Source organism: Thalassospira xianhensis MCCC 1A02616, assembly GCF_003326475.1.
Classification (GTDB): domain Bacteria; phylum Pseudomonadota; class Alphaproteobacteria; order Rhodospirillales; family Thalassospiraceae; genus Thalassospira; species Thalassospira xianhensis.
Genome location: NZ_JPWA01000025.1, coordinates 52742 through 70333, shown reverse-complemented (window position 1 = coordinate 70333; position 17592 = coordinate 52742). Strand labels below are relative to the sequence as shown.

Annotated in this window: 19 protein-coding genes and 1 pseudogene; 18 read left to right on the top strand and 2 right to left on the bottom strand. The window is 54.0% G+C overall.

Annotated features, from left to right (window positions below; genetic code table 11):
• The 7 genes and pseudogenes from TH5_RS18130 to TH5_RS18100 all read left to right on the top strand — a co-directional run.
• Positions 1–556, top strand: a pseudogene (locus TH5_RS18130) (DEAD/DEAH box helicase); the annotation flags it as partial.
• A 244-nt stretch (positions 557–800) separates the two neighbouring features.
• Positions 801–1634, top strand: a complete 834-nt coding sequence (locus TH5_RS18125) for a substrate-binding periplasmic protein (RefSeq protein WP_244204968.1) — start codon at positions 801–803, stop codon at positions 1632–1634.
• A gap of 189 nt (positions 1635–1823) precedes the next feature.
• A complete protein-coding gene (locus TH5_RS18120) occupies positions 1824–2291 on the top strand; it encodes a PaaI family thioesterase (RefSeq protein WP_114123024.1) in 468 nt (155 codons plus the stop codon).
• Between the two features lie 63 nt (positions 2292–2354).
• Entirely contained in the window at positions 2355–3527 is a 1173-nt protein-coding gene (locus tag TH5_RS18115; RefSeq protein WP_114123023.1) for an isovaleryl-CoA dehydrogenase, read from the top strand.
• A 34-nt stretch (positions 3528–3561) separates the two neighbouring features.
• A complete protein-coding gene (locus TH5_RS18110) occupies positions 3562–4749 on the top strand; it encodes an acetyl-CoA C-acyltransferase (RefSeq protein WP_114123022.1) in 1188 nt (395 codons plus the stop codon).
• 106 nt (positions 4750–4855) lie between these two features.
• On the top strand, positions 4856–5476 hold the full coding sequence (locus TH5_RS18105; RefSeq protein ID WP_097051639.1) for a carbonic anhydrase: 621 nt from the start codon (positions 4856–4858) through the stop codon (positions 5474–5476).
• A gap of 78 nt (positions 5477–5554) precedes the next feature.
• A complete protein-coding gene (locus tag TH5_RS18100) occupies positions 5555–6688 on the top strand; it encodes an acyl-CoA dehydrogenase (protein WP_114123031.1) in 1134 nt (377 codons plus the stop codon).
• Here TH5_RS18100 and TH5_RS18095 read toward each other — a convergent pair.
• Together TH5_RS18095 and pspF are read right to left on the bottom strand one after the other, a co-directional pair.
• Positions 6685–7140 carry a hypothetical protein gene (locus TH5_RS18095; RefSeq protein WP_114123021.1) on the bottom strand — a complete coding sequence of 152 codons (456 nt, stop codon included), beginning with the start codon at positions 7138–7140 and terminating at the stop codon, positions 6685–6687. The two genes, TH5_RS18100 and TH5_RS18095, sit on opposite strands and share 4 nt — an antisense overlap.
• Before the next feature lie 15 nt (positions 7141–7155).
• Entirely contained in the window at positions 7156–8160 is a 1005-nt protein-coding gene (pspF, locus tag TH5_RS18090; RefSeq protein WP_114123020.1) for a phage shock protein operon transcriptional activator, read from the bottom strand.
• Positions 8161–8329: 169 nt separating this feature from the next.
• Between pspF and pspA the strand changes: the two genes are divergently transcribed.
• From pspA to TH5_RS18035, 11 genes are all read left to right on the top strand, one after another.
• Positions 8330–8995 (top strand): phage shock protein PspA, encoded by a 666-nt coding sequence (gene pspA / locus TH5_RS18085; RefSeq protein WP_097051636.1) that lies wholly within the window; start codon positions 8330–8332, stop codon positions 8993–8995.
• A 56-nt stretch (positions 8996–9051) separates the two neighbouring features.
• On the top strand, positions 9052–9300 hold the full coding sequence (gene pspB, locus TH5_RS18080) for an envelope stress response membrane protein PspB (protein ID WP_097051635.1): 249 nt from the start codon (positions 9052–9054) through the stop codon (positions 9298–9300).
• Positions 9297–9875, top strand: a complete 579-nt coding sequence (locus TH5_RS18075; protein ID WP_114123030.1) for a PspC domain-containing protein — start codon at positions 9297–9299, stop codon at positions 9873–9875. The genes pspB and TH5_RS18075 overlap by 4 nt, the downstream gene beginning before the upstream one ends.
• A 263-nt stretch (positions 9876–10138) precedes the next feature.
• Positions 10139–11515: an ATP-binding protein gene (locus TH5_RS18070; protein ID WP_114123019.1), complete on the top strand. Its 1377-nt coding sequence runs from the start codon at positions 10139–10141 to the stop codon at positions 11513–11515.
• A 107-nt stretch (positions 11516–11622) separates the two neighbouring features.
• Positions 11623–12192 carry an EndoU domain-containing protein gene (locus TH5_RS18065; RefSeq protein WP_114123018.1) on the top strand — a complete coding sequence of 190 codons (570 nt, stop codon included), beginning with the start codon at positions 11623–11625 and terminating at the stop codon, positions 12190–12192.
• Between the two features lie 22 nt (positions 12193–12214).
• Entirely contained in the window at positions 12215–12547 is a 333-nt protein-coding gene (locus tag TH5_RS18060) for a hypothetical protein (protein WP_114123017.1), read from the top strand.
• 62 nt (positions 12548–12609) lie between these two features.
• On the top strand, positions 12610–13740 hold the full coding sequence (locus TH5_RS18055; RefSeq protein WP_244204967.1) for a serine hydrolase domain-containing protein: 1131 nt from the start codon (positions 12610–12612) through the stop codon (positions 13738–13740).
• A 141-nt stretch (positions 13741–13881) separates the two neighbouring features.
• Positions 13882–14343, top strand: a complete 462-nt coding sequence (locus TH5_RS18050) for a MarR family winged helix-turn-helix transcriptional regulator (RefSeq protein ID WP_114123015.1) — start codon at positions 13882–13884, stop codon at positions 14341–14343.
• A gap of 14 nt (positions 14344–14357) precedes the next feature.
• A complete protein-coding gene (locus tag TH5_RS18045) occupies positions 14358–16451 on the top strand; it encodes an FUSC family protein (protein WP_114123014.1) in 2094 nt (697 codons plus the stop codon).
• The gene (locus TH5_RS18040; RefSeq protein ID WP_114123013.1) at positions 16448–16651 is read left to right on the top strand and encodes a DUF1656 domain-containing protein; all 204 of its coding nucleotides are present in this window, start codon (positions 16448–16450) and stop codon (positions 16649–16651) included. The genes TH5_RS18045 and TH5_RS18040 overlap by 4 nt, the downstream gene beginning before the upstream one ends.
• Positions 16652–16659: 8 nt before the next feature.
• Positions 16660–17553 (top strand): efflux RND transporter periplasmic adaptor subunit, encoded by an 894-nt coding sequence (locus tag TH5_RS18035; RefSeq protein WP_114123012.1) that lies wholly within the window; start codon positions 16660–16662, stop codon positions 17551–17553.
• Positions 17554–17592: the final 39 nt, after the last annotated feature.

Below are 17592 nucleotides of genomic sequence, written 5' to 3'. Positions count from 1 at the left end.
TGGTCGTGACGGTGGTCGCGGAGGATTTGGCGGTGGCCGAGACGGTGCCCGTTCATTCGGTGGCCCACGTCGTGCCGAAGGTGACCGTGATGGTGCGCGCCGTTTCGAAGGTGATCGCGAAGGCGGTCGTGCTTTTGGTGGCGACCGTGACGGTGGTCGTGATGGCGGTCGTCGTTTTGGCCAGTCAGATCAGCCGCGTGGTGATCGCGGTGGTGATCGTCCGGCGCGTTCGGATCGGAATGACCGGGGTGGCGATCGTTTTGATCGCAAGCCGCGCTTTGACCGCGCTGCCGCCGATCAGCGTCCGGATCGTGCAGAGCGTTCGGATCGCACCGAGCGCCCGGATCGTGGCACCAACTTCCGCCCGCGTGGCGAAGGTGCACCGGCACGTGATGGCGAGCGTCGTTTTGCTGACAAACCGCGCGGTGAACGTGGTTTCAAAAACCGTGATCGCGATACCCGCGGTCGTGATTTCAGCGATCGTCCGCGCCGTGCCGAAGGTGGCCGTGGTGAAGCTCGTGGTGGCAATCAGGGCATGAAACGCCGTTCCGCCTAAGGTATTTTCCCTTTCCGGCTCTGGCTGGAATATCCGGGAAATCTGAAGATTTTCGAGGAAGCCTCCGCTTTGCGGGGGCTTCTTTGGTTTCAGTATCATCCAGCAGTTGGTGCGTGATTGTGGTAATGTGCGAAAAAATACATGCCAAGTGGTGAATATGATCGTGTGCCTTCTTACATAACGCATAAAATAATCGACGCTGCGCGATTAGCGATGCAGTTGGAGAGTGGTGGATATGCATTTGATGACCCGGACAGGGTATTTGGCGTCCATTTGCGTTGCTGGTTTGATCGCAGCAGACATTGCGTATGCCAAGGACGCCTCACTGAATTTGGCTGTTGATAATGATGGTGCGCGGGATTGCAATCATCTCATTGCATCGGGAAATCCGGATTACCCGCCTTATCTTTGGCCGGCTGACGATGGCAGTGGTCATCTGATTGGTGCGGCTGCTGAATTCCTGCAGCGGGTTGGCGACGCTGCGGGCATTACCATTGAAGTGATCAATGCCGGTAGTTGGGGGCGCGTGCAGCAGCACATGCGCGAAGGCGGCATCGATATGATTGCCGGGGCTTTCTTCACCGTTCCGCGGCTCGAATACATGGATTATTTTTATCCCGCATTTCAGGGAACGCGCACTGTCATTTGGACCAAGGACAATATCGATATCAATTATCGCCAGTGGTCGGACCTTCGCGGGCTTGAGGGTCTTACCGTGATCAATAACAGTTTTGGTCAGGGGTTCGATACCTATGCGGCCCAAAACCTGACGATCCGCGAAGTCCCAAGTCTGGAGCAGGGCCTGAAGATGCTGGATCGTGATCGTGGCGAATACCTGATTTATGAAGAATTTCCCGGCAAAGCTTTTGCCGCGCGGGAAAATATTGACGGCATTCGCAGTTACGATGTCCCGGTCAGTGAGGAAAGCCTGTATCTGACCATGTCACACAAGTCGCCATGCAATACCGGTGCATTGCGCGGCCGGATCGCGCAAGCCTTGTTCAAGCTGGTGACCGACGACGTGATGACCGACATGCTCGAAGCCAGCATCGCCCGCTGGAGCACCAGCACAAACTGATCCCTGTTGTCTGGATGAGCGATCAAAATTGGCGTTGGCCTGCTTGTGCTTATAAACCGGTATAGTTATGCGGATTTAATTTGACGTTAACGTAAACGTTAACTACAACAGAGTTGCATCACAACCCGTTTTTACTTCCGGGGTTCAGGCATGGATCCGGAATAGTCACAGGCAAAGCAGGACTGCAAGATGGCACAGTTTGAACCGCAAAATCCGAACTATGATGTTGAAGTTCGGCACCGGTTTCGCCAACAACCCTACAACCTGTCGATCGGCGCCGAGGTCATCGACGTGAAGCCGGGGCGGGTCGAGATTGTCGTGCCATCACGCGCCGATCTGATTCAGCATAACGGCTATTTTCACGGCGGCCTGATTGCCGGCCTTGCGGACATTGCGGGTGGTTTTGCCGGGTGGAGCCTTGTTGCCGAAGATCAGGGCATGCTGACCATCGAATACAAGCTTAATATCGTCGCACCAGGTATCGGGCAGGAACTGCGTGCGGTGGGCGAAGTCGTTTCGCGCGGTCGGTCGATCATTGTCACGCGCATTGATGTTTTCGACTCCAAGGATGGTGCACCGGTTCTGTGTGCGACTTCGCTTCAGACACTGAAAGTGATGAAGCTGCCACCAGAACTTCTGGGCGACGCAGCGGCTTAAACCATCACGCGGGTCTTATATCCGTGAACAAACAGAACTCCACTCCAGGGCAGGATAGTTACCATGGCATTTTTCGAATTTCCCGGATTGAAATTTGATCTCGGCGAGACCGCAGAGACGATCCGAGAAACCGTTTCATCCTTCGCCGAGGCCGAAATCGCGCCGCGCGCCGCTGAAATCGACGAAAAAAATGAATTCCCCAACGATCTGTGGCGCAAGTTCGGCGACCTCGGCCTGTTGGGTATGACGGTTCCCGAAGAAGATGGCGGCACAGGCCTTGGCTATCTTGAACATGTGATTGCCATGGAAGAAATCAGCCGCGCATCGGCATCGGTTGCGCTTTCATACGGGGCCCATTCCAACCTGTGTGTCAATCAGATCAAACGCAATGCCAATGCCGAACAAAAGGCAAAGTACCTGCCAAAGCTGATGAGTGGTGAGCGTGTCGGTGCGCTTGCCATGAGCGAACCGGGTGCTGGTTCGGATGTGGTATCAATGAAATTGCGGGCGGAGAAAAAGGGTGACCGTTTCATCCTGAATGGTAACAAAATGTGGATCACCAATGGGCCGGATGCCGATACGCTGGTGGTTTATGCCAAAACGGATATGGATGCCGGGCCCAAGGGTATTACGGCCTTCATTATCGAAAAGGGTTTCAAGGGTTTCTCGACGGCGCAGAAGCTCGATAAACTGGGGATGCGGGGCTCCAACACCTGCGAACTGGTGTTTCAGGATTGTGAAGTGCCAGAGGAAAACATTCTAGGTCACCTGAATGGTGGTGTGCGTGTTTTGATGAGTGGCCTTGACTATGAGCGTGCCGTTCTGGCAGCAGGCCCTACCGGCATCATGCGTGCCTGCATGGATGTGGTCGTGCCTTATATCCATGAACGCAAACAGTTCGGTAAGGCGATTGGCGAGTTCCAGCTGATGCAGGGCAAGATTGCCGATATGTACACCACAATGAATGCTTGTCGCGCCTATGTTTACGAAGTGGCCAAGGCGTGCGATCGAGGTGAAACATCGCGCAAGGATGCGGCCGGTGTAATCCTTTATGCCGCGGAAAAGGCGACCTGGATGGCGCTTGAGGCCATTCAGACGCTGGGCGGTAATGGCTATATCAACGAATACCCGACCGGACGTTTGCTGCGCGATGCCAAGCTTTACGAAATTGGCGCGGGCACCAGTGAAATCCGTCGCATGTTGATCGGTCGTGAGCTTTTCGGCGAAACCGCTTAACCCGCGTCTTACTTCGGAATACAGGACCAAAGTTATGAACAGTTCAGATCCCATCGTTATCGTTTCCTGCGCCCGTACCCCGATGGGGGGCATGCAGGGTGACTTCGCAACCGTCACTGCATCCGAACTCGGCGGCGTTGCCATCAAGGCAGCACTCGAACGTGGCGGTGTTTCTGCCGACGATGTCGACGAAGTCATCATGGGTAACGTTCTGCCTGCCGGTCAGGGGCAGGCCCCGGCGCGTCAGGCGGCATGGAAGGCGGGTATTCCGCGTTCTGCCGGTGCAACCACGATCAACAAGATGTGCGGATCGGGTATGAAAGCCGTGATGTTTGCCCATGATATTTTGCGTGCTGGCAGTGCCGATGTCATGGTCGTTGGTGGTATGGAAAGCATGACCAATGCACCCTTCCTTCTGCCCAATATGCGTAGTGGCCAGCGTTACGGTCATACCGAGGTCTATGATCACATGGCGCTGGATGGGCTTGAGGATGCCTATGAAAAAGGTCGTTCGATGGGCACCTTTGCCGAGGCGACAGTTGATAAATATGGCTTTACCCGTGAACAGCAGGATGATTACGCGATAACGTCACTGACGCGCGCGCAGAATGCGGCGAGTGCCGGGCATTTCGATACGGAAATTGCCCCGGTGTCATTTACCGCCCGTAAAGGCGATGTAACCATTTTCGCCGATGAACAGCCGCCCAAAGCGAAACCGGAAAAAATCCCGACCTTGCGTCCGGCATTCCGTAAGGACGGAACCGTGACAGCGGCTCATTCGGCATCCATTTCGGACGGAGCGGCGGCAATGGTAATGATGCGCCAGTCCGAAGCAGAAAAACGTGGTTTGAAACCTATGGCGAAAATCATGGGGCATGCAACCCATGCGCAGGAGCCGTGCTGGTTCACAACCGCCCCGATTGACTCGATTAAAAAAGTGCTGGCGAAAACCGGTTGGGCCAAGGATGACGTTGATCTTTGGGAAATCAACGAAGCCTTTGCTGTGGTGGCAATGGCCGCCATGCGTGATCTCGACCTTGACCATGGCAAAGTCAATATCCATGGCGGTGCCTGTGCGCTTGGCCATCCGATTGGTGCGACCGGTGCACGTCTGCTGGTGACTTTGATCCATGCACTTAAAACCCATGGTGGAACCAAAGGGGTGGCATCACTTTGTATTGGTGGTGGCGAAGCAACTGCGGTCGCCATAGAGCTTTTGTGAGCCAGATTAAAGTTGTCCTAAAAATCAGTGATTGGGGCTACCAACTTGCGCGAATTCACCCTATTTTGTCGCCAGAGTGATTGACGAGGATGAGGGAATTCGCGTGATGTCAAAACCGACAGTCGACCGGATGCTTGCCGGATTTAAAAGCTTCAAGGCGATGTATTACGAGCAACGCCCTGAACGAGTAGAAGATTTGGTCAATATGGGCCAAAAGCCGGAAGTTCTGCTGATTGCCTGTTCGGACTCCCGTGTTGATCCAGCGATTTTGACCAATGCCGAACCGGGTGAGATGTTCGTCGTTCGTAACGTGGCAAACCTGGTGCCGCCTTATGAGCCTGACGAGAATTATCACGGAACGTCAGCGGCGATTGAATTTGCCGTTCGCGATCTTAAGGTCAAGGATATTGTCATTCTTGGTCATTCGGGATGTGGCGGTATGGCGGCTTTGGTCGAGCATGGTGACGCGGGCAAGGTGCCTGATCGTGACTTTATCGGCGAATGGGTCAGCATTGCGAAATGCTGCCTCCATCACGGGCCGGATGTGGATAAGGTATCCCGGCATTCGATCCGTAATTCGCTCGAAAATCTGATGACGTTCCCGTTCATCAAGGAACGGGTCGATGCCGGTGACCTTAACCTGCATGGTTGGTGGTACGGCATGAAGGAAGGCATCCTGTGGCGTTTCGACGCCGATCAGGACAAGTTTGTGCAGGGCGAAGAATAAGCTCTGGTCTGATCCATAGGTTCCAAACCTGTTCCGATCGCATGGCCGGCGCATCGCCCAATGGGGAGGATGGCCGCCATGCGGTTGGAAGAACATCAAATCATGGTGCGCGATACCGCGCGCGAGTTCGCCGAAAATGAACTCAAACCTCATGCCGCAAAATGGGATATCCACCATACCTTTCCGGCCGAAGCGATTGCCGGGCTGGGTGAGCTTGGTTTTTTGGGCATGCTCGTGCCCGAAGAATATGGCGGGGCGGGCATGGATCATGTCGCCTATGCGCTGGCGTTAGAAGAAATTGCTGCGGGCGACGGTGCAACATCGACCATCATGTCGGTACACAATTCGGTTGGTTGCATGCCAATCCTGAAATTCGGTACCGAAAATCAGAAAGAAAAATATCTGATCCCGATGGCGCGTGGCGAGAAGATTGGCGCATTTTGCCTGACCGAGCCGCAAGCCGGATCGGATGCCAGTTCCTTGCGGACGCGTGCTGTGCGCGACGGTGATCACTGGGTTCTGAACGGTTCAAAACAATTCATCACATCGGGCAGTGAAGGCGATGTTGCGATTGTGTTTGCCGTGACGGACCCGGATGCAGGCAAACGTGGTATTTCCGCCTTTATCGTGCCCACCGACACTCCGGGCTATGTGGTGTCACGGGTAGAGGAAAAGCTTGGACAGAATGCATCGGATACCTGCCAGATCACCTTTGTTGAATGCCGCGTTCCGGCGGAAAACATGCTGGGTGCAGAAGGTCAGGGGTACAAGATCGCACTCGCCAACCTTGAAGGCGGGCGCATCGGTATTGCCGCCCAGTCGGTCGGCATGGCGCGTGCTGCGTTCGAAGCTGCGCGCGATTACGCCAATGAGCGCGAAACGTTCGGTAAAAAGATCATTGATCATCAGGCGGTGGCATTCCGCCTTGCCGATATGGCGACCAAAATCGATGCGGCACGGTTGCTGGTGCATCGTGCAGCAGCGTTGCGCGATGATGGCAAGCCCTGCCTGACCGAGGCCTGCATGGCAAAGCTTTATGCGTCCGAAATTGCCGAACAGGTTTGCTCTGCCGCGATCCAGATTCACGGTGGCTATGGTTATCTGAAAGACTTCCCGGTCGAACGGATTTACCGTGATGTCCGGGTGTGCCAGATTTATGAAGGCACATCCGACATCCAGCGTATGGTGATCGCGCGGTCGCTGGCCGATTAAATGCCGGGTAGCGGGCCAAATCGATCTAGATAGCGTTCGGCGCGGGGCAATGCGTTGTGAAGAAACTGATCTGGTTCGCGTAACCAAAGGCCTTTGATTTCCTTTGATTTTTGCTCCGATATCAGAACGTTACGAGGCAGCAAGGTAAGTTCTGCATTCCATCCCGGCCAGCGTTGTCTCGCCCGCTTGAAATAATGGGCGATTAGGTCGGTGCGCTTGCTATAACCATGATAGTCAAACGCCCACTCGTTCCATATGACGATAATATGGCTGCCAGTATAACCTTCAAACGGGCGCAGCCAGAGTGGCTGCATTGTCCTTGTTGTGTGCCGATCAATAAAGGCGTGTGCGAGAATGTGACATGCACCGCAGGCAAAAAAGACCCTGTCGGGTAGGTTCCAGCGTTTGGCCGGATCGGACTTGCAGTAATTTTTGGTACGGGGCTGATACATTCCTGTGCTCCGGGCCTATTTTCCGGGAAGCAGTTTGTGTTTGTCGAGCAATCGGCGGAATTGATGATAGTTTAGGCCAAGTTGTTTGGCGGCTTCGGTCTGATTGTTGGCGTTGTCTGCCAGTGCCTTTTCCAGAAGGCGAATTTCGAAGGCTGCGACTTCTGATTTGAAGTCGAAGCCGGTTTCGTCGCCTGAATTTGGGGGGGTAGCCCTGGCTGGGGCGGCGGTTTTGGCTCCGGTTTCGGACCAGATGTTGGCAAAGGGATCAAGTACGATACGCCCAAGCGGGTTTTCGTCATCTTCAGCCAGATAAAGGCTGCGTTCAACCGCGTTGCGCAATTCGCGGACATTGCCCGGCCATGAATGGGTCAGAAGCTGTCGTGCTGCGGCGGGGGTAAAGCCGGCAAAAACGGAACGTGATAGACGCTTGGTCATTTCAAGGGCGAATTGTTCGGCAAGCGGCAGAATATCATCGGATCGTTCTCGAAGTGGCGGTACGGCAATTACATCAAAGGCAAGGCGATCAAGCAGGTCGGCGCGGAATTTTTCCTGATGGGCCAGTTCGCGCAGATTTTCATTGGTCACGCCAATCACGCGGGTATCGACTTCAATTACGTCAGAACCGCCAACGCGTTCTATTTCACCGTATTCAACAACGCGCAGAAGCTTTTCCTGCACCATGGGGCTGGCGGTGGCGATTTCGTCCAAAATAATGGTGCCGCCATGTGCGCGTTCAAATCGTCCGACATGGCGTTTGGTGGCTCCGGTAAACGCGCCGGCCTCGTGGCCGAATAGCTCGGTATCCAGTAGGCTTTCGGTCAGGGCTGCGCAATTGACCTTGATCAGAGGGCCGCCCCAGCGTCGGGACAGATAATGCAGGCGTGATGCAATCAGCTCCTTGCCCGACCCGCGTTCGCCGATCACCAGACACGGCCGTTCAATCGGCGCCAGACGTGAAACATGTTCAAGGGCGGCCAGAAAAACGGGGTCTTCGCCCAATATTGGCTGCAAACTATCCATTTCACGAAAAACGTTATCGAAAAACGATATTAAAGTCGCGAAAAATATAACTTTCCAAGAGCGAGGATATGTTAACTCATTGATTTTTTTGAAAAATAAAACTGGCACGCTGCCTGCAATAGTTGGATCAGAATTTTTGCGTCCCCCGTATTCTTAAGGAGATCAGACAATGGGCGTGTTCTCGCGTTTGTCCGATATCGTAAATGCCAATATCAACTCGCTTCTGGATCGTGCCGAAGATCCGGAGAAAATGGTTCGATTGATGATCCAGGAAATGGAAGATACCCTGGTCGAAGTTCGTTCCGCTGCCGTCAAGGCGATTGCCGACAAGAAGGAAGTCGAGCGCAAGCTCAAGAAACTTCATGACGGTCAGCTTGAGTGGGAAGGCAAAGCAGAATTTGCCATTTCCAAAGGTCGTGATGATCTGGCGAAAGGTGCGTTGATGGCGCGTCGCCGTCTGGCCGATCAGAGTGTCGTGCTGGAGCGCGAGCTTGAAGTGATCGAGGAAACGCTTGGCAAGTTCGATGATGATCTGAACAAGCTTCAGAACAAGCTCAACGAAGCCAAGGGCAAGCAGCGTGCAGTTGAAATCCGCATGCAGACCGCCGAAAAGCGTGTCAAGATGCGTGAAAAGCTGCATTCCGGTCAGATCGACGAAGCGCTTCTGCGCTATGAGCAGATGGAGCGTCGCATTGACGAGCTTGAAGCCGGCGCGGACTCCTGGGACCTTGGTCGCGGGCAGAGCCTTGAAGAGCAGTTCGATGATCTTGAAGCCGAGCTCGGGATCGAGGACGATCTGAAAGAGCTTAAGGCTCGGGTCAAAAAAGACAAATAATCAGCGGTTTGCGTGTTTCGATGCGATAAGCTGCGACAAAGGTTGAGCTGACTGAAATGTGGGCGATTGCTGTACCGCTAATTGTGTTTGTTGTCGTTGTCGGTCCGGTATGGGTTGTGTTTCACTACATAACACTCTGGAAACGGATGAAAGCCGAACAGCAAAAATCCAGTCCGGAACAGGTGGCGAAGGAAAAGGAAATCGTCGCCATGCTGAAAGGCCGGGCAGAACGCCTTGAAAATCGTGTCGAAACACTTGAACGCCTGTTGGATGCCGAGGTTGCCGAATGGAGGAACAGGATATGACTGCACAGCAAGCTGCTGCCGGTGCCGGTTATCAGCGCGGTCACAAGAAACATCGTCATGGCGGATGTCGGTTCCGGCATCATGACCAGGATGGCAGGGAATGTGGTGGTGTCATTCGCCGGACAACACGCGGGATTGCGGAGAAGTTCGGTATCCCGCGCAAAGGGGTTCTGATCGCCTTCATTCTGATCCTGATTTTCAGCTTCCCTGTCGGTGTGATGCTGTTTGCCCTTGCATGGGCCTATGTGCATCATCCGGAATGGTTTGATGGTCTGCGCGGCAAATTCCGCGGTGCCGGTCGCCCCGGTTCATATAACGCTTCGGCCACGCTTGCCGGTGCAGCAGAAGAACGTCCGACCATGGGGGTTGACTTTGAAGAGCCCTGGATGGATGAGCTTCGCGAGAAATTCGATGATCTCGAACGTCGGACCGGTTCGATGGAAGGCTATGTGGCCTCAGGTGATTACCGGCTCGCCTCCGAGCTTGAAAAGATGAAAAAGGACGATACCAGCGACAAAAATGATGTCGGTGGTAAAGCTGACAACGCTTCATCTTCCCCCAACGATAAAGCGTAACGCATGCTGTGATGATGCCGGTATCAATCCCCCCCTGCCTCGCAGTGATACCGCGTGACATTCAGCATTGCTACCTGACCGGGCCTGTTTTACAGGCCCGGTTTCTTCTTCTGGGAAACTTGGGTGGAATTGCAAGTATTTGCTGAAAACCATCGAAATAGCGTTTATCACTATACCTAATTTAAAGGCTTTCCCGGTTAGCTTGATGCCGAACATGATGCGGGCATGCTGGAAAATCGGCCGGAAAACGGGGTGGGGTGATAATGGCGACCATGATTGAACATCCGGGCGAGCAGGACTTCCTGCACCGGCTGATGCTTGATAATCCATGGTGGGATGGCATTACCGACGATCTGGTTCATGATCTGCCGCAGCGTACCTTTTTCAAACGGTTCTGGACGGCGATTGAAAAGAATGACGGCTTGAAGGCCGTTGTTTTAACCGGGCCACGCGGGGTTGGTAAAACCGTCATGCTGCGTCAGGCGGTGGCTGAATTGCTGAATGCGGATACGCCGCGACGTCATGTTTGCTATATTTCGCTTGAGCATCCGCTGTTTCTTGAAATCGATCTGCCGCGTCTGCCAAAGCTTCTGCGTTCCATGCGGGGCATATCGGCAGATCATCCGCTATGGCTGTTTATCGACGAGGTTTCCTATCAGCGTGACTGGGAAGACCGGATGGCGAAATTGCTGGTCGCTGATCCGATGTTGCGCGTGGTCGCAGTTAGCGCGCTGGCGCCAAAGCCGGATGCGCTTGGCCATATTCAAAGCATGTTTTTACCACCCTTCAGTTTCGCCGAATATCTTCAGCAGCGGGGGATCGCGCCATCGGATGTCTTACCGCAAACACCGAATGTCGGGCGCTATACCACCGATGTTCCCGATGGCCTGATAGAGCTTAACGACCTGTTTGAAGCCTATATCAACGAAGGCGGTTTCCATGATCGTGATGGCGAGGCAGGGTCAATCCACCGCTCTCTTCATTCGGATCTTCCGGGGCTGCATGGTATTTCAAGCCCGTCGGATTTACATCGATTGTTTGTGCTTCTTGCCTACAATACGGGCGCGGAATTTTCGATTGAGACACTGGCGCGCGAACTCGATATCGCCAAAAACACGCTGCGTCGTTATCTTGAATATCTTGAAAGTGCGTGGCTGGTGCGCAGGCTTGAACGCGTCGATCAGGACGCCAAGCCATTTCAGCGCGCGGTGGCATTCAAGGTACATTTGATCCATCCGGGCCTTCGGACCGGCCTGATTGGTGCAAAGGCGATGGATAGTGCGACAATTACCCGGCTAGCAGAAACCGCCATTCAGACCCAGTTTCTGACATCAAGCGTGGGGATCGAAAGCCTGTATTATGCACGTTGGGGGCATTACGAGGTGCCGTTTGTCTTCCTTGACCGGCGCAGCGGAACACCGCTTTTTGCCTATCACTGTCTGTGGCGGGACGAAGGTATTCGCAAGCCCAAGGAAATCCGTGCACTGGTCAATTTCCGCACCAGTCATGCCCTGCCGCTTGGGGCATTTGTCCTGACCAAGGCGCAATGGCATGGCGGCAAAATCGGTGGTGTGCCGATGCGCTTTGAGCCTGCAAGTGTCTTAGCACTTCGGATCGGACTGGAATTCTCGCAGCTCTAATGTCGTGGCTTCACAGTGCAGGGTTGGCGGCGTCTGTTCCGGGCAGTATGTCGCGGCCCTGATGGTTGCGGCAGGAACTGCACAGGACAAGGCAAAGGAGGTCGTTTATGACGACACTTTCAAAGCTTCCCCGAACTTTCGCATCCGCGATCCTTCTGATGTGCGGGCTGTCTATGCTCAGCGTTACATCTGCGATGGCGCAGGTTGCATGCCCGGTCGGCACAATCACGAATGCCGGCCTGCCCGACATTAATGGCGACCACGTTTTCTGTGGCGAGATTAACAGCAGAGGCAAAGCCGTCGGCTTCCATTCTCGTCCCGGCGGAAGCAATCCTGCGGGTGGGGGAATTACGAATGTTGTGATCACCCAGACAGCTAACCCGATGGGAATCTACAACATATCCTTCGATAAGAACGGAGTTCCGAAATCGATTTCGACAATGTTCCCCGACAGCTGTTCCCAGGATGAGGTTGTGAACTCCATCCTTTATGCCGAGGCCAATCAGGAAGCCTGTCCGGCCGGTGCGCCCGGTTGGGTGGTGTGCGGAAAAAACCGACCCGATCCGGTGTTGGCGACACAGGGGCCGTATTGCGAAGGTGACGACGATTCAAACCGTTTCTATATTGCGGTAGGGATCAATGGTGGAAACATCAACACCGCGTTCCCGCTGCGTTAACCGTGAAATGTGAGGCTTGAAAATGGCAGGCGGTGAAATGATGGTGCCCGATTGGCCCGGCAGGATTGTTGGCGACGAAGGGCATGATCGCATCGCCGCCTGTCTTGTTATGGATATTCAGAATGCGCCGGAATGGGCGCAGATCGTGCTTGATCGGCTGGATGCTGTAATCAATGGCAGTGAAGGCCATCGGGAGATGGCAATGAATGCCTATATTTTAAAAGTGGATCCGGCCATTTGTGAAATTGCGCCGGCATATGAAGAGCACGGCGAAGAAACTGTCTGGGTGCCGTCTTCCGAATTTCGGGCGGCACTGGCCACATGGATAAAACAGATGGATAAATCAACGGGTTAACCAGCCGACAAGTAACTTGATCAATGTTGGCGCCAAATTTGACGTTTTTCGGGGACAAAATCGTGATTGCAGGCCTTTGGCGGCTTTGGATGCCGGTGTTTTTTATACTGGTCACCGTGATATCAGCATCGCAATTGGCCTATGCCGAGGAAAAAACAGAACCGGGCGATCCTCTTGTCAAATTTCTGCGGCAATATGTCGAGCAGGCCGGGTTGCCGGGCGGTGTGATCGGTATCGGTTACAGTGATGGTAAGATGCGCTTTGCCGCGACTGGCTATGCTGCAGTAAATCCCGACAAGGGCATGACCCGGGACAGGCAATTCTATATCGGATCGCTGACCAAGATGATGACGGCGGTTGTTGTGTTGCAGCTGGCATCCGAAAAGCGGATCGATCTTGCCGATCCGATTGCCAAATGGCTTCCCGAAGAGTTCCGCGATAAGATTGCCAACGCCAGAATTGCCACCATTCGCGATCTTTTGCGCAACAGTTCGGGTATTCCCGATTATCTGGATGGGGAGTTTTTCTTTGAGCTGGTAGGTCGCGATCCTCAGCACGGATGGCGCAATCGTGAATTGCTGCCACTGATTGCGGGACGCGAGGCGCATTTCAAACCCGGAACGCAATATAATCCGTCCAACAGCAACTACATCCTGCTGGGCATTCTGATCGAGCAGGTCGAAGGCGATCATATTGAAGCAGTGTTCAATCGGCGGATTTTCGAACCGGCAGACATGCGCAATACGTCCTTTGGCCGCTATCCGCGACCGGATGATCTGGCGCGTGGTTTCGATGATGCCGACGGGGATGGCAAGCTTGAAGACGTTACCGATTTTGATGTTGGTGATCAGTTGGCCGATGGCGGGGTGATTTCAACTGCAGAAGACCTTTTGAAATTCGGGCGGGCTCTTTTTGCTGATAGCATTCTACTTGGTTCGAACGCGCTGGAACGCGCGACGACCGATACGCTGTTTGCCGGGGAAGGTTCCTATGGTTATGGCATGATGATCGGCAATACCAACTGGGGGCCGGTTTGGGGGCATGACGGAATTTATTTCGGGTATTCCGCAGAATTTTCATGGTTTCCAAAACAGGGTGTCGCGATTGTTTTCCTGTCCAATGGGCGGGCGTTAAACGAGGTGCCACCTGTGACGGGTCTGCTGTTGTCGGGCCTGTTTGGTAAGGCTCAATAGCGCGGCCATTGTTTAACTCATTGAATATAGATTGATAATTTTCATTCTGCCATGTGCAGGGGTGGATTTATGCCCGTGACGCATAACAGATAGGATTATAATAGTTAGAATCCTATCTAATTTTTCTGTTATGTTTTGCGCATGGAAAACAATGATCCCGATACCCCTTATCTGAGCCTTGGAAGCACGTTGATGCATGTCGCACGCTGTTGGCGGCGCGAGATTGACCGTACATTGCAATCGCATGGCCTGTCTCAGACCATGGTCATGCCCCTGATTGTTCTTAATCGGGCTGGCGGTTCGGTGCGGCAAGGCTTGATCGCAGATGAGATTGGTGTTGAAGGCCCATCGCTTGTGCGGGTTATCGATGCGCTGGAACGCGACGGGCTTATTTCGCGGGTGTGCGACCTGAGTGACCGGCGCGCCAAAATGGTTGCGCTAACGGCGCCAGGTCAAGACAAGGCCGCTGAGATCGAGATCATCCTTGCCGATATCCGCAACGAATTGACGGCGGATATCGATCCCGAAAACCTCGCGACCACACTTGATGTCATGCAGCAATTGCTTGGCAAGCTGGCGGAACGCGACGGTAACGTCCAGTAAGGGGGAAGGATAAAATGTTTGCAAATATCCTTGCCCTGCGTCCCAAAGGTGCCGACTGGCTGTTTTCGGCAAAGACATTCGTGGCGTCGGTTCTCGCGCTGTTTATTGCCCTGGCCTTTGATCTTGATCGGCCTGTCTGGGCGATGGCCACGGTCTATATCGTTGCCCATCCTTTGTCCGGTGTTCTGGCGTCCAAGGCACTTTATCGTGTGATCGGAACGATCATTGGGGCGGTTGCAGCCATTGTGATGGTGCCGACCCTTGTGAATGCGCCTGTTCTGCTCTCGCTTGCGCTCGCTCTTTGGGTTGGTGGTTGTCTTTATCTGTCACGGTTGGACCGTACGCCCAAAAGCTACCTTTTCATGTTGGCGGGCTATACCGCGGCGATTGTCGGTTTTCCCTGTGTCACTGATCCCGGGTTTATCTTTGATACGGCCGTTGCGCGCGTCCAGGAAATTTCCCTTGGCATTGTCTGCGCCACGCTGGTGAGCCATATTGTTTTCCCCCGTCATGTCGGGCCGGTCATTGCGGCACGGATCGATGGCTGGATGGGCGATATTGCCGAACTGGCAAAGCTAAGTTTTGATGCCGGTTCTGACACCGAAAAATTGCATCAGGACCGCACACGCATCGCGGCGGATATTGGCGAATTGCACGGGCTTGCCGTTCATTTGGGATATGAACGGTCCCGGTTTGCCGGTCGAACCCGCCAGTTGCAGGCCTTGCAAAGTGCGATTGCGGCTCTTTTGCCTGTGCTTTACGCCGTTCATGACAGAATAGCTGCTCTTGTTGGTCACAGTGGGTCAATACCCAAAGATTTGCAGGCTATTCTGGACGATATTGCGATCCATATCGCAACCGGCCACTATGATGGTTCGTCAACGCAGGCGCTGCATGCGCGAATTGCCGCATATGGTGCCGAGTTTGCGAATGCGGCGGAGTGGGATGGCCTGTTGCAGCTGAATCTTTGCAATCGTCTGCATCGGCTTTTGAATTTTCATTCCGATTGCTGCCGGTTGTGGGACGGCTTGCGTAAAGACAATGTTCCAGCCGACGTCGTGGATCGCTGGCGCGACAGCGCGCAGGACAAGGCGTTGCATCGGGATTATGGCGTTGCATTCCGGTCTGGCCTGACGGCGGTGATAGCAACGCTGCTGGTGTGTGGTTTCTGGATCGTGACAGCATGGCCTGCGGGCAGTACAGCCGCGATGATGGCGGCCGTCGGTGCAAGTATCATGTCGTTTCTTGATAATCCGGTTCCGGCATTAAAGGGTTTTATTCGTTATACCGCGATGGCAATCGTTGTCGTGATTGTCTATAGCCTTGCGATTCTGCCCGGCATTGATGGTTTCCCGCTTCTTGTGATGGCGTTTGCACCATATTTTCTTTTGCTGGGTGTGTTGATGACCTCCCCGCAGACCTACGGGTTTGGTCTGGCGATGCTGGTTAATGTCGTGATGATTCTAAACGTCGATACCAGTTACAGCAGCAATTTTGCCGCCCTGCTTGATAGCGGAATTGCGTCTCTTGCCGGTTTTGCTGTGGCGGCAATTGTTACAGCCTTCGTGCGCAGCGTGACAGTTGATGCCAGTATTCGGCGGCTGGTGATATCGAACTGGCGCGATATCAGTGCAATTGCGCGCGGGACACTCCGTTTACCGCGGATGGTCATGATCCGCCGGTTACTGGATCGGCAGGGGTTGATTTTGCCGCGGTTGGCACTTGCACCGGACCATCGTGACACCCTGATCCGAGCAATGCCCGAAGTTTCAATCGCGGCTAGCATCTATGATTTACGTCGTTTCAGGGCGCTGGCGGATCAACGCATTGCAACAAAGCTTGACGTCGTTTTGCGAAACATGGCCCGCCATTTCGACAATCGTCGTCATGACTTCTCCGCCCTGCCTGATCCTGTGATCCTCGATGAAATTGACAATATCCTGCGCGAAGTCGTGGCAATTTCGCCGACACCACTTCGCGATAAATTGCTGATCCCTCTGATTGCGCTGCGTCGTGCCTTATGCCGCACGGGCGCACCGGTGCTGGATCGCCGGGCAGATAAGGCATTCGTGCCCGACCTGCCACCCCTGATGGGAGAAACCGCATGATCAATCCGATGATCGATATTTATGGCGTGTTTGTACCCGCCTTTCTGATGATGGCGCTTTGCGCCTGGTTTTGCCTGAAAGTGCTGCATGTCGGCCTTGCGCGGATCGGTTTTTACAAGATAACCGCGCATCCCGCTTTAACGGATTTGGCCCTGTTCGTGCTGATCCTGACCGCGCTTTCGGCTCTGTTTGTTCAATAGGTGACGATATGAAACCGACTTTTGCCAATTTGCTTCGCGTTCTGGTAACACTTGTTCTTGTTCTGGGGGCATCCGCCGGTGGTTATCAGCTTTATGATTACTACATGAATTCCCCATGGACCCGGGATGGGCGGGTCAGTGCCGACGTTGTTGCGATTGCGCCTGACATCGCAGGGCTGGTCAGCGAGGTAAACGTAACCGACAACCAGATTGTTCGTGCCGGTGATCTGTTGTTTTCCATTGATCCCGCCCGATATCAGGTGGCCGTCGATCAGGCACAGGCAAAACTTGAAAGTGCGATTGCCGCACGTGATCAGGCCAAGCGCGAAGTGAAGCGTTACCAGGGGCTTGATAGTGATGTTGTTTCGCGCCAGAAAAAAGAACAGGTTGCAACCGATCTTGCGACTGCTCAGGCGGATATGGATCTGGCAAAGGCCGATCTCGACCTTGCTGTTCTGAACCTGACGCGTACCAAGGTTGTTGCGCCGGTTGATGGCACACTGACCAACTTTTCCCTGCGTCGAGGCAACTATGTTGCAGCCGGGCAGGCAATTGCTGCGCTTGTTGATAGCCAGTCATTTTATGTGGCCGGATACTTCGAGGAAACCAAGCTTCCGCGTATCGCAATCGGCGATCAGGTCGAAGTTCGTTTGATGGGTGAAGATGAAGCTATTTACGGTCATGTCGTCAGCATCGCCGGTGGCATTCAGGATAGTGAACGGTCAGGCGCAGGTGGAAACCTTGCAAATGTCAAGCCGACCTTTAGCTGGGTCCGTCTGGCGCAACGTGTACCCGTGCGCGTATCGCTTGATAACGTCCCTGAAAATGTCCGGCTGGTTGCCGGGCGCAGTGCGACGGTGACGGTGATGGAGGCACGTGGTGCCACTTTCCCGAACCTTTGATGCACGAGATTGTTCGCCCATTTTCTGATCGGTAATATT